The sequence below is a fragment of the Paenibacillus sp. GCM10012306 genome (genome assembly GCF_042649265.1).
GTDB lineage: Bacteria > Bacillota > Bacilli > Paenibacillales > Paenibacillaceae > Paenibacillus_AQ.
The window spans coordinates 143,892-158,135 of sequence record NZ_JBHRYW010000005.1 but is presented as its reverse complement, the minus strand read 5'-3'; the positions used below and the strand labels follow the sequence as shown (position 1 = coordinate 158,135).

14 protein-coding genes and 1 pseudogene are annotated in these 14,244 nt (G+C 47.9%); 4 read left to right on the top strand and 11 right to left on the bottom strand.

Going from position 1 to position 14,244, the window contains the following annotated elements:
- Positions 1 to 20: 20 nt before the first annotated feature.
- The 4 genes from ACFORK_RS13425 to ACFORK_RS13410 form a co-directional block, all read right to left on the bottom strand.
- On the bottom strand, positions 21 to 1,385 hold the full coding sequence (locus tag ACFORK_RS13425) for an ABC transporter substrate-binding protein (RefSeq protein WP_379199615.1): 1,365 nt from the start codon (positions 1,383 to 1,385) through the stop codon (positions 21 to 23).
- Between the two features lie 24 nt (positions 1,386 to 1,409).
- The gene (locus tag ACFORK_RS13420; protein ID WP_379199613.1) at positions 1,410 to 2,132 is read right to left on the bottom strand and encodes a GntR family transcriptional regulator; all 723 of its coding nucleotides are present in this window, start codon (positions 2,130 to 2,132) and stop codon (positions 1,410 to 1,412) included.
- A gap of 447 nt (positions 2,133 to 2,579) precedes the next feature.
- The gene (locus ACFORK_RS13415) at positions 2,580 to 3,428 is read right to left on the bottom strand and encodes an AraC family transcriptional regulator (RefSeq protein ID WP_379199611.1); all 849 of its coding nucleotides are present in this window, start codon (positions 3,426 to 3,428) and stop codon (positions 2,580 to 2,582) included.
- Positions 3,429 to 3,658: 230 nt separating this feature from the next.
- A complete protein-coding gene (locus ACFORK_RS13410) occupies positions 3,659 to 4,639 on the bottom strand; it encodes a phosphotransferase (protein WP_379199609.1) in 981 nt (326 codons plus the stop codon).
- A 318-nt stretch (positions 4,640 to 4,957) separates the two neighbouring features.
- On the opposite strand from ACFORK_RS13410, the pseudogene ACFORK_RS13405 reads away from it, so the two are divergent.
- Both ACFORK_RS13405 and ACFORK_RS13400 read left to right on the top strand, forming a co-directional pair.
- Positions 4,958 to 5,550 (top strand): annotated as a pseudogene (locus ACFORK_RS13405) (YheC/YheD family protein).
- A gap of 300 nt (positions 5,551 to 5,850) precedes the next feature.
- Positions 5,851 to 6,756 (top strand): DMT family transporter, encoded by a 906-nt coding sequence (locus ACFORK_RS13400; protein WP_379199607.1) that lies wholly within the window; start codon positions 5,851 to 5,853, stop codon positions 6,754 to 6,756.
- Positions 6,757 to 6,927: 171 nt separating this feature from the next.
- Here the strand turns inward: ACFORK_RS13400 and ACFORK_RS13395 are convergent, their stop codons facing one another.
- From ACFORK_RS13395 to lpdA, 5 genes are all read right to left on the bottom strand, one after another.
- A complete protein-coding gene (locus ACFORK_RS13395; protein WP_379199605.1) occupies positions 6,928 to 7,260 on the bottom strand; it encodes an ArsR/SmtB family transcription factor in 333 nt (110 codons plus the stop codon).
- Between the two features lies 1 nt (position 7,261).
- Positions 7,262 to 7,684 carry an SRPBCC family protein gene (locus tag ACFORK_RS13390; protein WP_379199603.1) on the bottom strand — a complete coding sequence of 141 codons (423 nt, stop codon included), beginning with the start codon at positions 7,682 to 7,684 and terminating at the stop codon, positions 7,262 to 7,264.
- A 78-nt stretch (positions 7,685 to 7,762) separates the two neighbouring features.
- Positions 7,763 to 8,902 (bottom strand): ABC transporter permease, encoded by a 1,140-nt coding sequence (locus ACFORK_RS13385; protein ID WP_379199601.1) that lies wholly within the window; start codon positions 8,900 to 8,902, stop codon positions 7,763 to 7,765.
- Complete coding sequence (locus ACFORK_RS13380) at positions 8,886 to 9,518, bottom strand: biotin/lipoyl-containing protein (protein ID WP_379199599.1); 633 nt, start codon at positions 9,516 to 9,518, stop codon at positions 8,886 to 8,888. The genes ACFORK_RS13385 and ACFORK_RS13380 overlap by 17 nt, the downstream gene beginning before the upstream one ends.
- Before the next feature lie 30 nt (positions 9,519 to 9,548).
- Positions 9,549 to 10,937, bottom strand: coding sequence for a dihydrolipoyl dehydrogenase (gene lpdA / locus ACFORK_RS13375; protein ID WP_379199597.1), 1,389 nt, complete (start codon positions 10,935 to 10,937; stop codon positions 9,549 to 9,551).
- 197 nt (positions 10,938 to 11,134) lie between these two features.
- Here lpdA and ACFORK_RS13370 point away from each other — a divergent pair, with 197 nt between their 5' ends.
- A complete protein-coding gene (locus ACFORK_RS13370) occupies positions 11,135 to 11,701 on the top strand; it encodes a TetR/AcrR family transcriptional regulator (RefSeq protein WP_379199595.1) in 567 nt (188 codons plus the stop codon).
- A gap of 782 nt (positions 11,702 to 12,483) precedes the next feature.
- Here ACFORK_RS13370 and ACFORK_RS13365 read toward each other — a convergent pair.
- Together ACFORK_RS13365 and ACFORK_RS13360 are read right to left on the bottom strand one after the other, a co-directional pair.
- Positions 12,484 to 12,804: a carboxymuconolactone decarboxylase family protein gene (locus tag ACFORK_RS13365; RefSeq protein WP_379199593.1), complete on the bottom strand. Its 321-nt coding sequence runs from the start codon at positions 12,802 to 12,804 to the stop codon at positions 12,484 to 12,486.
- Positions 12,801 to 13,220 carry a tautomerase family protein gene (locus tag ACFORK_RS13360; RefSeq protein WP_379199591.1) on the bottom strand — a complete coding sequence of 140 codons (420 nt, stop codon included), beginning with the start codon at positions 13,218 to 13,220 and terminating at the stop codon, positions 12,801 to 12,803. Before ACFORK_RS13360 ends, ACFORK_RS13365 begins: the two co-directional genes overlap by 4 nt.
- Before the next feature lie 111 nt (positions 13,221 to 13,331).
- Here ACFORK_RS13360 and ACFORK_RS13355 point away from each other — a divergent pair, with 111 nt between their 5' ends.
- A complete protein-coding gene (locus ACFORK_RS13355) occupies positions 13,332 to 14,204 on the top strand; it encodes a LysR family transcriptional regulator (protein WP_379199589.1) in 873 nt (290 codons plus the stop codon).
- Positions 14,205 to 14,244 lie beyond the last annotated feature (40 nt).

The window sequence follows — 14,244 nt, the reverse complement described above, 5'->3', positions numbered from 1 at the left end:
AAATAAAGATTTGCCATTGCCTACTTCGCAGCATACAGTTCTTGAAGCTTCGGCAGTATCTTGGCGATAATAGCTGGAATATCCTCGGATGTTGTTGTTGCGAGCACAGTCAAGTTGGACGTTTCTTTCATAGCCTGTTCGAACGCAGGGTTGCCCGTCGGGAATGGGCTGGCCGTTTTCATCTGCTCATTGAATACCTTGGTGTAATCGTCCTCGTTCAGCTCAGGCAATGATGCAACTGAAGCGCGGGAGGACATGACTCCGTTAAGTTTGTGGTACAAAATCATGGCATCCTTAGATACCAGATACTTCACGAACTCAGCGGCTGCTTCGGCATGTTTGGTCGACGATGAGATAAGCAATTGATGCTCGGTGAAGACGGTCTCGGAACGTCCGGTCGCGCCGACAGGCACGGTTGTCACGCCCCACTCCTTATCAAAAACTTCCCCTTTGCCGCTAGTGGTTCGGAACGTGTTTCGGCCGAAGTCGCCGTCGACGAGCATGCCCAGCGAACCCGTCCCGAACATGGCGCGCAAATCCTTGATCTCGGCGCCAACCGGGGCAACATTCTTATTGGCGATGTCGCGCAGGTATTGCAGCGATTCTACGAGCGCCGAGCCTTGGTTGACGATCAGCTTGCCCTGATCGTCAACGAACTTACCGCCATGAGAGAGCGTTATACGGAGCAGCATTTGGCCGGTGTAAGCGCCGGTTTTATTTGCTTCGCCGATACCGTAGATTGGGTTGCCTTTATCGTCTTGTTTAAGCGCTGCGACTGCCTCCGCATATTTCAGAAGCTCGTCCCACGTCTTTGGCGGCGCATTGGGGTCGAGACCCGCTTTGGCGAACAGCGTCTTGTTCCAGAACAGCGCATTAGGATGCGGCGCCCACGGCATAGCGATCACTTTGCCGTTAAAGGTGACTCCTGCTTTGCTCGAAGGTAAAATATCGTCGATGATGTCACGGCCAAGTATTGTTTCTAGCGGCTGTACGATGTTTGCATTGCCGAATGCCGGCGTGAAGCTCTGGTTTGCCATCAGCACATCCGGCGTATTGCCTCCGGTAGAGGCAATGAGTACCTGATCTTTGTATTCGTTGAACGGGATGCCGAGTGACTTGATCTTGATGTTCGGATGGGCGTTTTCAAAACCTTCTACTAACTGGTTGTAGGCATCCTTTGTCGCATCCTCCGTTGAAATCCAGTTAGCAAACGTTAGTTCGATATTTTCTTCCGATGAGGCTGGTTGTTGTTGTTGATTATCTTTTGAAACGTTGCCTGCCTGATTGACCGGCTTTGCGCCGTTATTACTGCTGCCCGAGCAGGCCGTTACGATGGTTAGTATTGCGATGACGAGAGATAAAGTTACTATTTTCCATAATTTCATGACATTCCATCTCCTTTGAATTTGTTAACGGCTGAGCAATATCTCATGGGTGTAACGTTCTGGATTGCAATAAGACAAGGAATATTGCAAAGGCTGATCGCGGTTGTTGAACAACAGCGTCTGTATGACTAGCAATGCGGTGCCTTCGGGAACTTCGAGCAGTCTGGCGATGCGGGCGTCGGCATTGACTGCTGAGTAGCCTTGCGAGCCTTTCTTGACATTCATTCCGCTCTGTTCCAGCAGATCGAAGACAGTTGAGCGCCCAAGCCGCTCTTCCGTTATGACCCCGGATAAATTGATGTTGAAATAGTTCTCATCCACTATCACATGACCGCTGGATACCGCAATTCGTCTAACCGTACGGATCATCTGCGTAGATGCCGGAATGCCGAGTGCCTGTGATACGGCGGCCGGCGCTTCGCAGTGTCCGAATTCCACGATTTCAATGGTCGGGTATAATCCCTGGCTGCGAAGCTGCTCGACTAGTCCGACCAGCTTCGTCGTGACAGCGGCGGAAGTACGCTGTGCAACGAAAGTGCCTTTTCCATGTTTGCGTTCAAGCCATCCCTCCGCAACAAGTTCTCCAAGGGCCTGACGGATGGGCGTACGGCTCAATCCCAACAGTTTCTCCAGTTCCCGCTCGCTTGGAATCGCGATACCTGGCTGCCATTGGCCGCTTTCGATTTGTTGTTTGATATACGTTTTGAGCTGGTGATACAACGGTACCACCTCTTGCAACAGTTCCAAGAATATTCCCCCTTTTGGTCTCTCTCTCGATCAAGTGGTAATCTGGTAATTACCAGTAAACGAAAAAGAGACAATTATTCGTAAAAACGAATAATTGCCTCCAGTGGACTGGTCAACAATGTAATGCGTATAAATCGAACCCGATTAGTTGGAATTATACGGGGCAAGTGTGCGAGATGTCAATATTTTTAATATGGTTTTTGGCTGAAAACCAAAATCAGAACCGGCAATACCTCCTTTAGTTAAGTGATCTTCCTTCTCTAGATTTAGCGTCGCAATGTCTACCTTTAGTTCGACTCTCCGCTTTACCACTATTTGTGATACGGTTCACCGCGCGTCTGTAAAGGCAAGCTTTTTAGGCCATCCATTGAGGATGGCCTTCCTTTGATTTCGCTTTATTCAACTATCATCTTCGTTGGAATGCAATACATTCACTCGAGTAAAAGATTATTTTTTCTTCACCGGAATCCAAATCTCCCCAGTAACATACTCTCCCGTTCCATAATACATCTCGAAACTAGGGCCTTCAACCTGTTCGTATTCCGATGTCGGGAACCATTCGGAATAAATCCGTCCCCATAACTTAATTAAATCACATTGTGGTTCCGGGAAAATCGCCCACGTTAGTTCCGGGACAGAAAGTTTTGTAAATCTCTCCGGAATCTCAAGCCCTTTTGGTAAAAAATAACTCACCATGTATTTAAAAGATGTTCCAGTATGATCATATAAGGCAGCGTGCAAGATCGTGTTACTAAAGCGTCCCAGTAATCCGTTCATCCCTTCAACACTGCCATCTACATCACATTGTTGACGGAATTGAGCAACTTCATCATATACTTTTTGGGGATCGGAATTGACCAGACCATAAGCTCCAAACATCTCAAAAGGCCCTTTTGATTCAATGCGGTAATTCATTTCGATATCTCCTTTAATTGAAATGTGAAAGGACATTCGAGGATAGGCTTTTAGAGAAACGCCTTTATCGCGCGCAGATATCGGCATGATCCCATGAAGATTCTTAAACGCCCGTGCAAACGCCTCTGGCGAATCATATCCATATTTCATAGCTATATCAATAACCTTTGCATCTGTTGTTTGCAGTTCAAATGCTGCCAATGTCAACCGTCGACGCCGAATGTACTCAGATAACGATACTCCAGTAATAAACGGAAACATTCGTTGAAAATGGTAAGTAGAGCAACAAGCTCTCTGCGCTATTTCATCATATAAGATATTGTCCGCTAGGTTTGTTTCGATATATTCCATGGCGCTATTCATCCTGTCCAACCAATCCATCGTTTTCCCTCCTTTCTAGATAAATTTTATGATAGATACAAAATGAATACCTTGCATTTTCTGCACGAAAAAGTCAGTATGTCGAGACACAAGCACATCTTACCCTTCACGATCGTGATCTAAGGCATCTCTTTCTGCTAAGCGAAAGTACCATCAGAAGCGCATTCACTGCCAGCATCGACACTTCTAACACTTTTCCCAGCCTGTAACGGCAAGTTTAAAGGCCAGCCTTAGATGCCTCCAAGAAGGCCGTCGAGTTGCTCCCAACGTTTCGCGGTTTGAACCATTTCCTCAGCAAAACGGACAGGGACCACGCTGGAAGATTCGAGCGACGGCTGGATCCACCAAAATGATTCAATACACCAGACGTACTTGATAGCCCTCAATAGCGAGCCCGGTGGCAGCAGCCGCACACTACGGTAGCCTTCAGTGAAAGCGGCCACAGCATCCTTGTCGAACCCGCGCTCACTGAGCGTGCCGGAAAGGACAGCCCGTCCGAGGTCCATTGCAGGAAACGAATAGCGTGCTCGGTCGAAATCAACGATGGCTGCCAACGTGTCTCCTTCGAAAAGCAGGTTGTCTGCCCACAGATCGAGATGAGCCCAGCCCGGAGTCAGAGGCGTAAAATCATTGTCTTCAAGTGAATCAATTATCGCTTTCTGTAATTGCGTTGCGTTTCGGACACGCACAGACGAGTTACGAGCCGCTTCCCAACTTACCTCCCAGGTGCGCTCCATCTCCTCGCGAGACAACCGCCAAATTGGTTCCTCCGGCGGCACTGCTGCTTGAAGCCCTAATATCACCGCGGAATCCCAGAAGGCATGCATATCCGCAGCAGCTCGTCCGAGTGAGTGCATTTTACGCTCACCGATTATGCCAGCAGGCACCATAGCGCCCGGACAGCACGTCATAACGGTCATGTACCTTCCGCACGGTAAGATGTTCATACAGCGCCCTTCCAACGTCAACGGCTCAGGACACAGTCCACCCGACTGATAAAAAAGAAGCTGCAGCTGCAGCGCATTTTCAATCTTGCCGCGAAACTCCGGATCATGCATTTTAAATCGCCCGGGGTGATAGCTTTTGGCGAACATCCAACCCTTGTTCGTCTCGACAATCCACTTTTCGTTCTTTAGCCCACGCCTTACACGCTTGGCAGACAGCACCTCAATCGAAAAATACTTTTTCAGCCAGCTCGCGATTTCGTCCACTAATTGGCCCTCAGTCGTTAACGGCATTTAAAACCAACCTTTCTAGTTGAAAATCCTGTTCAAGAGGAATGCATATGAGCGTAAATAAGCTTCTGCATTAAAATTCCATATCTCTTTAGAAAATCCTCCCAATCACTCACCATTAACTTACTCTTACTTATGTAATGTTCACCGTACTGGCTGTAACGGCAAGTTCTAAGGTCATCCTTAACAGGACTCACAACCCCTTGGCTCATAAATATGGACGAATATCCACTTATGCTGCTCACTAATTTGACTTAGAATTACCGTAGAAGATTGAAAAAGGCTGTGATTCCAATGTTAATGAAAAGAGACAAATGGTTGCAGTATCGCATCCTTCGCAATGGTTCCTCTCTCGCCGGACGGTTGCCTGAAACACAGTTGTTCACGAAAGACGCTTTAACGAAGATGCTGCTTCAATATCAAAGCGTCGTATTAAAACCTCGCGATGGGCGTTACGGAAGGGATATCGTGTTCATTAAACGGAGCGGTGCGAAGTCTATCGTATTCATAACGAAAAGAATGCGGTCACTATGAAAGATACCGATAAATTACTCCAATGGCTTCGTAAAACAAACAGTGATCGTGGATATATTGTCCAAAGGCGTCTGCAACTGGCTCAAATTGGGCACAAGCCGTTCGACATGCGGATAATGGTTCAGCGAAAAAAAGGCTCTTCATCCACCTGGAATGTGACAGGCTCATACGCGAAAGTTGCAGCAAAGGGATATCTAGTCACGAATGTGGCTAGCCGCACCATTCCAGTCCTTGAGGCGCTCAAATTAGCCCGAATCAGAGATCGGAGCTTGCTTGTCAAAGCAGAACGGATCGCACTATTGGCTGCCACGCGACTGGGCGAGCGTTACCCCAAAGTTAGAAAAGTCGGGTAAGGCGATTATCAACCGGACTTGCGCCCTTTCCGAATTTTAAAAGATTCCTCGATGCACCGCAGAATATTATGATATAAGGAACATTAATGTAAAAAAAGACGACAAGCCTATTATTTTGGGCCTGTCGTCTTTTTATTTTTGATACCTATTCTTATGTTTGTCTGGCGGTTGCGAGATCAATAGATTGCCTTCTCTGCTGATGTACCGATACAGATAGCCTTTTAATACATTGAATCAAGGACCACTCCGCTCTAAGATGATGAAGACAATCATCATATAGAAGAAGGTAGGGATTGAACGATGAAACGATTAAACTACATGCTGCTCTTAGGCATCGGCCTGATCTGGGGTTCCCAATTCTTCTTTGTGGACCTGGTTATTAGCAACATTACGCCGATTATACTGGCTGCCAGCAAAGCTGTGCTGGGCACCATTACCCTTGCTGTACTGTATCTATTCACAGGTAAAAAGGAACGTACACCCCTGCCAACCGGCACCTGGAAGTCCTTTATCCTGATCGGTTTGTTTGAAGCCGTGGTTCCCTTCATCTTGATTGGCTGGGGGCAGCAATATCTCAACAGCAGCACCGCTTCGATTTTGTTAGGTTCCATACCGATCTTTACCATTGTTTTTGTGAAAATCTTTGCACCCAGCGAGAAGGTATCCTGGCAAAAATGGCTGAGTGTACTGATCGGCTTCGCAGGCCTCTGCCTGCTGTTCGCTCCGGATCTGTCGTCGACGTCCTTGGCTGGAAAAGGAAGCTTTATCGGTTATGCCGCACTGCTCGGTGCTGCAATCAGCTTCGCAGCTTCCCTGCTGCTGATTAAGCGCCTTCCGCCCATATCGTCAATTCTCGCGATGCGCAACGTTTTGCTCGTGGCATCGGTTGTCCTTGTGCCGTTGGCCTTTATCTTTGAGCATCCGCTGCAGTTGCACTTGAGCGGGCAGCAGATTATATATGTCATCATCCTTGGGGTTTTCCATGCCGGGCTAGTCTACATGCTGTACAACACACTGGTCAGACGAACCGGCGCCGCCTTCACAGCGTTAACCAACTATCTGGTTCCGTTGTTCGGTATCCTGCTCGGCACGTTGATCTTAGGTGATCACTTGGCCTGGACCTCTATCGCTGCACTTGTTGTTATTCTGGCCTCTTTGGCGATAGGTGAACTATCCGGCCCGGCGAAAACCAAGCAATCCGGCTGAATCCTTAACATATAACAGCTATAGCAACAGATGTAGTTGATAGCAGAAGGTACAAGCTTTAGCAATAGACACAGCCGTTAGCGATAGACTCAGCGTTTGCGACAGACTCAGCGTTTGCGATAGACACAGCAAAGAACCGGGAAGCGTGCAATCACACGCCTCCCGGTTCTTTTAATTGTCATCAGAGTCAGCCTCGACAAAATCTTTAAGGGCCAATAACTTATTGGACCAATAGTGCTCAAAGAATGCCAGCCATTCCTGCAGCTCCGCCAAAGGCTCCGGCTGAAGTCTGTACCGGGTCTCCCGTCCGACCTTCTGGCTGCTGACAAGCTGTGCATCGGATAGAACCTGCAAATGCTTATTAACAGCCGTTCGGCTGATCGGGTAGCAATCGGTAATAGATGCAATGGACATTTCCTTATCCGCCAATAGCTTTAACAAACTGCGGCGGGTAGGATCTGCGATGGCTTGAAAGACATCATGACCAGATTCCGCAACAGGCATATTAAGCCTCGAGGTAGGCAGGAAGCTTCTCCTGCACGATTTTCTCCCAGCCGCTGTTCATGAAGCCACGGACAATTGGATGTGGTTGACCAAATTCGGTCATCTTGTTCGGGTCCCAGCCGGAATGAATCAAGGTGAATTCTGTTTTGCCATCGATCTCTTTCAATTCAAAGGTCAGATGCCAATCCTTACCCCAGTCGAAACCAACCCGGTTCGGTGGGTCAAGCTCTGTTAGTTTACAAGGAGAATCTCCATATGGCCCGGCGTGAAGGATAAATTCATGTCCTAATATGGGTTCAAATGTACTTGGCATCCACCATGCGGCCATTCCCTCTGCCGTGGCAACAGCCTTCCATACTTTTTCAATCGGCGCATTAAGAACAATAGTCTGACGGATTTCTGGTAATGATTCTTGAGTTGACATAACTGGCCTCCAGGTTTAAATGTAACACCATTTGGGTTCACATCTAATTATAACACCTTTAGGTGTTATGTCAAACCTCTATTGTTCCAGAGCAACCTCCGCTTTCCCTGCTTCACGCAGCATCAGTAAACCAATGAACAAAGCCGCAGCACCAATAATAATTAGTAGTGCTCCGATCTCCAGACTGTAAGCGGTCAGGGAGCCCCCGCGGAACCCCATTCCGCGAATAAGACGGTTAAGCCAATTCATTGGCAAAGCCCAAGCGGAAATTTGAAAAGCTTTCGGGAACGCAAGCGGACTCAACTGAATACCCGTCACCAAAAAGGAAGGGTACAATACGATACTGGTCCGGGAACCAACCTTGGAAATATCTTTTGCAGAATACCCTAAAAGCATTCCCAAAATTGATAAAGCAAATGAATAGACCAGTAACGGAATCAAGAATAGAAAAGGTGATGCCTCAAAGCGCATACTACCTAACTGTTTAAGGAGTCCGTAGCTCAAGAATAAGGAAAGTGCACTCAATACAGCGTACGGAACGCTGCGAAGCCACAGCTGTGCCGGATTGCCACCACCTGCGAACAGCTTACCTTCGCGTCTGAGCCGGGGGGCAACGGAGCCCGCCGCGGTAGTAGTAATCATTAAGACGACGATATTTACGAAGCCCAGAACCATAAAGCTAACATAGCTAGTAGTCGGGTTGAACAGCATTCGTTGTTGAAGGGCTAACGGAGACACCAGTCCCTTGGAAGAGTCGGCATCCATTCCGCTCCGGCCCAGCCGGGTCAGGGAGATTGTCGTATTTTCCGTCTGGATGACCTCAGAAATCGCGGTTCGAACGCCGGTTAACCCGGAAGGCATAGAATTATCCATTAGTATTCCGATATTTGAAGATTTCCCCTGAAGCTGGCGCAGCTCTAACTGGCTTGGCAGCATAATGACTGCTACTGCTTTTTCATTAGCCAGCAAGGTGTCAGGGTCCATTCGATTAGGAAAAACATTCGTGACCTTCATATATTGGGATGCATTTAATTTGTTAATCAGTGACCGGGAATAGGAACTGTGATCCTCGTCAATCACTACAACGGGTGACTTGTTAATCTGATTGTGAGAGAACATTAAACCAAAGAACAGGGCCGCAATCAGCGGAGCGATAAAAATCGTCCGAACATACTTACTGCCCGCTACGAATTTCCACTCGTCAATTAGCGAGTTCATCAAGATCGACCTCCGCTGTCATGCCGGGAAGCAGTTCAGCCTTGGCATCCATAGATATTCTGACCAGGAACATGCTTAAATCCGCTTGCCCTTTCTCACGCGTCATCCGCAGGCTGGCGAATTGAGGTGCAGCTGCAATGGAAGCCACCGCGCCCTCGACCTCAACTGGCTCATCCAAATTACGAAAATGAACAGCAACATTCTGATTAAGCTTAAGCTTTTGAATAACCTCTTCCTGGACATAAAGATCGGTATAATACGTATTCTTTTGCAAGACAGCTACCGGCATTCCCGGCTGCAGCTTATCTCCTGGCTTGACTACTACTCTATTAAGCAGCCCATCTCCCGGCGCCAAAATATCCGATTCCGTGCCATCAGCCGCTTGAACGGTGAACAGACTCTGTCCTTGCTTCACGGAATCGCCTTCGGCACCGTTAACCTTCACAATAGCCCCCGGACTTTTATCATAAAGGACCGGTGTCTGCTCTGCCTCAAGAATCCCCTGTTTTCTATGCTCTGCCTGAGTGACAGCATCATTGCCTTTAACAGTTAGAAGTACACCGCCTGCGATCAATATGACCGCTAAACCAATAGATAGACCTGCTTTGAATTTCATTCTTATGACTCCCCTTTAATCTGATAATTTCTATGCGTGGATCTTAACTTTCTTGGCAGCACTTTCGGCAGCCTCCATAATCACTTCTCCCAAAGTAGGATGGGGATGAATGGTCATGGCAAGATCCAGGGCAGTAGCCCCCATCTCAATAGCCAGTCCCAGCTCCGAAATAAGGGTGGACGCCTCTACACCAACGATTTGCGCACCCACTACAATCCCCGAATTCCCATCCGCAATGATTTTCACAAAACCATCCACTGCCTTCAGGGCCAACGCTCTACCATTAATAGAAAATGGTGACTTACCGATGACCACGGATATCCCTTTCGCCCGGGCCTCCGTCTCACTCAAACCAACGCTTGTTAACTCCGGCTCGGAAAAAACGACCAGCGGCAGAGCTTTGTAATCAACTATAGACGCTGTATGTCCTGCGATGGCCTCGGCGGCAATTTTCGCTTCATAAGAAGCCTTATGTGCAAGCGCTGGGCCAGCGGTAATGTCTCCAATTGCAAAAATGTGCGGGATAGCCGTCCGGCATTGTGCGTCGGTCTCAATCAAACCTCTATTCGTAACCTGCAAGCCAATGCGGTCCAGGCCCAGATTGCCGTCTGTATTCGGCTTTCTGCCAACGGTAATCAGCGCGTATTCTACGGTCAACTGATGCTGCTCCTGATCTTTTGAATAATGCAGTGTAATGTTGTCTTCACCCTGGTCAGCCTTAGAAGCAATTGCCCCGGTGATGATCTGGATACCGTCAGCCTTCAGCTGTTTGATCACAGGTGCCGCAAGCTCCGCTTCGAATCCTGGCAGCACTTGTCCTCCTCCTTCGAGAATCGTGACCTTTGTACCGAATTTGGCATACATTTGACCAAGCTCTACGCCGATGTATCCTCCCCCGATGATGGCCAGACTCTGCGGAATTTCGGAGAGCGACAACGCCTCGGTGGAAGACAGGATACGCCCGCCAAATGGCAGTGATGGCAGCTCAATCGGACGGGAACCTGTTGCCAGAATGGCATTTTTAAATGTAACGACCTGTTCTTGCCCATCCTTAGTAATACGCGCCGTATGCTCATCCAGCAGGCTCGCTTCGCCTTCCAGAACGGTCACTCCGGCAGATTTCATCAAATAACCTACGCCACTCGACTGCTTATTCACAACCGCCTGCTTGAATGCCTGGGCATTTCCAAAAGAAGCTGATGAATCCACGGTTGTCAACTCTCTGAATGCACTGAAGCGATGTGATTCCGCAATTAATGCTTTGGAGGGAATACAACCCACATGGGTGCAGACGCCACCAAGACGATCACGTTCGACAACTGCCGTCTTCAATCCGAGCTGGGCGGAACGCTGGGCTGCTACATATCCCCCTGGACCTGATCCAATAACTAATGTATCTATCACTTCAACCTGACTCATGTTTTGTTACCTCCGATCCTTTATTTTTAAAATATTATGAGCGTAATATATTATTATCATCATATTTTAGAATCGTCAATAGCCTACTTTATTCATTTCTCATGAAAGACAGACCGGTAAAGTGAATTTGACACTCTTTTTTATGATGATTATAATATTTTAAGAATTCATCTATATACAATAACGGAGTGATGGATATGCCTTATCCCGAAGGACATAAGTTAAAGGTTCGCGGCAAAATCATCGAAAGTGCAGCCCAGGCTTTTCGCACCCATGGCATCCGTGAGATCAGCGTTCCCTTCATTATGAAAGGGGCAGGACTGACCCATGGAGGGTTCTACTCACACTTTGAAAATAAAGAACAGCTGGTAGCCGAAGTCTGTCGGTATGCCATCAGTGACACCATTGCACTTCTGCAAAAAGCCGCCGATGAGGAAACACAAAGCCCTAAGATTCATGCAGTGATTCATTACTATTTGAGCCAGCATCACCGCGATCAGACCGAAATGGGCTGCATCCTGCCCGCACTCTCCAGCGAAATCTCCCGCGCCTCGGAGGAAGTTAGGCACATCTTCACCCAAGAGTTGGAGCGAATGATTGACTTTATCTCAAATATCGCAGAGGTGGACAAGTCCGTCGGCAGTGCGCTACTCAGTACCATGGTGGGCACAGTTATACTGGCCCGCTCTGTCAACGATGCTAGCCTGAGTGACAACCTGCTTGCAGCAGGCAAAGAGCAGGCGAAAGCGCTGCTTGTCGCGTAAGTGGTTGACCGACTGTTGGGGAATGTGCTACTTGTTGCGTTAGCGGTGGGCTGACTGGTGGGGATCGCGCTACTTGCTGCGTTAGCGGTGGGCTGACTGGTGGGGATCGCACTACTTGCTGCGTTAGCGGTGGGCTGACTGGTGGGGACCGCGCTACTTGCTGCGTTAGCGACAGGCTTTCTGATGGGGAAAGTGCTGCTTGCTGCGTAAGTGGTTGACTAACTGATAGTGGTAACGTTGCTTGTTACGTAAGCGGTTGGCTAACTGTTCGTGGTAACGTGCTTGTTGCGTATACAGTTGGCTTTTTGATGGGGAATGCGCTGTTTGCTGCATGAGTACCAAACTTGCTGCGTAAACGGTTGGCTAACTGTTCGTGGTAACGTCGCTTGTAGCGTAAGTGTGCGGGAAATTGTGCAAAAATCTAACTGTTGAACGATCCCCCGAGCATAAGCGCCCTGGGGGATTGTTCAATTGAGACAAATCTGTGTTTTTATTTGGATGTATAGATGTAAATAGGAAATAGAAGCAAAAATGCACCTTAATTCCTCGTATATTTTCGCAAAACGGTAATTAAGGGAAAAAATGCATCTTAATTCTTCAACATTGGTTGAAAAGAGGCTATTTCTGCGAAAATAAGGTGCATTTTTGCACTTATTTCCCCAATAAGCCGATTTTGCGTAAAATTAAGGTACCAAATTGCTCTTATTTCGTTTCGATGCGCCAGTTGACTGAATTATGCTCCCAGTCAGCAGATGTTCAGGCTTTTGAGACACCCTCTTCTTTCACTCGAACACTTCCTTCGCAACCTGTAGCGCCAAAGCAGCCCGCGGCCAGCCTGCATAAAAGGCAAGATGGGTCATCGCTTCGACCAGTTCAGCCTCAGTGAGACCATTATCCCGGGCCAGCCGGAGATGATAAGGCAACTGCTCCGATTGTCCTCCGGCAATCAAGGCAGCTATGGTAATCAGACTGCGCTCACGAAGCGACAGCTCTGTCCTTCTCCATACATCCCCGAAGAGAACATCCTCGGAATATTGGACAAAAGCGGGGGCGATCTCTCCAAAAGAATCTCGCGCACTCGACCGGATAAGGGGATGCTTCATACCAAACCACCCTCCTTCTGGCTATCCGGGGTTTGAATCATCTGCGCGATGCCGTTCCCAAACGTCCAATCCTCAAACTCCGTTTCAACTAATATTGCAAATACATCATCTTGTCTAATGTTCACCTTGCTCGCCAAGTTTTCTGCCAAGCTTTTATAAAAACCCGTCTTCTGCGCAATGCTTCTGCCCGACTTCAAAGTGACCTGAATATACAACAGCCGATCACTCCGCTCGACATTCAGATAATTCCGATTGTAGTAAAATTCGTAAGGCTTATGGGCATGAAATACCTGAAAACAGTCATCTTCCGGCACATTAAAATGTTCAATCAGACCTTCCATAATCACCTCGCTGATCAAAGGCAACTCCTCCGGCTTGTACTGACCTTCCTGGTAGCTTACACGAATAAATGGCATGTAGTTTTTCGCTCCTTTTGTGGGATGTCTCCATTGTACGCCTTCTATCTTCATCTATATAATTGAATAAAATGATACTCTTGTTCTAAAATATAGATGGAGGTGCCCACCATGGACCTAAGAGAACTCACTGCTTTTCACACTATTATTCAAGAGGGAACGTTCGCCAAAGCCGCGACAAAATTGAACTACGCACAATCCACCATTACGAATCAGATTCAGCGCTTGGAGAAAGAATTAGGTATCCAGCTCTTTAAACGAGGGTGGGAAGCGGAGTTAACGGATGCAGGAGTCATATTTGCGTCAGAGGTCGCCAAGTTGATCCAGCACTGGAATTATGTCGCCGAGCAAGCCAGAGCCTTGCAAGAAGACGAGATTGGGACCTTAACCATCGGTGGGCTAGAAACCTTAGCTGGTCATGTGCTTCCTGGTGCACTGCGCCAATTCAGGGAGCGTAAGCCCCGGATCGCGTGCAACATTATCTTAGGGAACACCGATTTCCTGTCACAGGCGCTGCTGCATAAGGAGCTGGATTTTGCCATTTGCGGCGAACCAGCAGACTTGTCCTCTTTTCGCTTTGAACCATTGTATGAAGAAAAGATCGCGTTTATCGTTCCTGCCAACCACCTATTAGCTCAAGAAGTGAATCTATCGTTCGCAGACCTGCTGAGTTTCCCACTTATAGCTGGTGGGCACACCTGCTTATATTCTTTGCGATTATCCAGAGAGTTATCCCGGTTCGACAAAGCGCCATTTCTCAATACCGTAAGCCAAATTTCCGCCATTCCAGGCTTCGTACGGGAGTTAGATGTTGTTGGTGTTGTTCTAGAGTCGACTAACTTGCCTAAGGGGTTGGTTAAAATAGAGGTCGATATGAATGATTCTACGATTCCGGTTGGCCTGCTTCAGCTCCGAAAAGAAGAGTATCTTCCAGCTTCGAGATCGCTAATGATAGATTTGATAAGGGAACATGTACGACGGTAAATAGCAATATACAACCCTAAAAGAGCTACTATGTTACAAT

Coding starts and splice junctions, on each gene's coding strand:
- ACFORK_RS13425 (WP_379199615.1), bottom strand. CDS start 1,385: ATGAAATTATGGAAAATAGTAACTTTATCTCTCGTCATCGCAATACTA.
- ACFORK_RS13415 (WP_379199611.1), bottom strand. CDS start 3,428: ATGGATTGGTTGGACAGGATGAATAGCGCCATGGAATATATCGAAACA.
- ACFORK_RS13400 (WP_379199607.1), top strand. CDS start 5,851: ATGAAACGATTAAACTACATGCTGCTCTTAGGCATCGGCCTGATCTGG.
- ACFORK_RS13395 (WP_379199605.1), bottom strand. CDS start 7,260: ATGCCTGTTGCGGAATCTGGTCATGATGTCTTTCAAGCCATCGCAGAT.
- ACFORK_RS13390 (WP_379199603.1), bottom strand. CDS start 7,684: ATGTCAACTCAAGAATCATTACCAGAAATCCGTCAGACTATTGTTCTT.
- ACFORK_RS13385 (WP_379199601.1), bottom strand. CDS start 8,902: ATGAACTCGCTAATTGACGAGTGGAAATTCGTAGCGGGCAGTAAGTAT.
- ACFORK_RS13380 (WP_379199599.1), bottom strand. CDS start 9,518: ATGAAATTCAAAGCAGGTCTATCTATTGGTTTAGCGGTCATATTGATC.
- lpdA (WP_379199597.1), bottom strand. CDS start 10,937: ATGAGTCAGGTTGAAGTGATAGATACATTAGTTATTGGATCAGGTCCA.
- ACFORK_RS13370 (WP_379199595.1), top strand. CDS start 11,135: ATGCCTTATCCCGAAGGACATAAGTTAAAGGTTCGCGGCAAAATCATC.
- ACFORK_RS13365 (WP_379199593.1), bottom strand. CDS start 12,804: ATGAAGCATCCCCTTATCCGGTCGAGTGCGCGAGATTCTTTTGGAGAG.
- ACFORK_RS13360 (WP_379199591.1), bottom strand. CDS start 13,220: ATGCCATTTATTCGTGTAAGCTACCAGGAAGGTCAGTACAAGCCGGAG.
- ACFORK_RS13355 (WP_379199589.1), top strand. CDS start 13,332: ATGGACCTAAGAGAACTCACTGCTTTTCACACTATTATTCAAGAGGGA.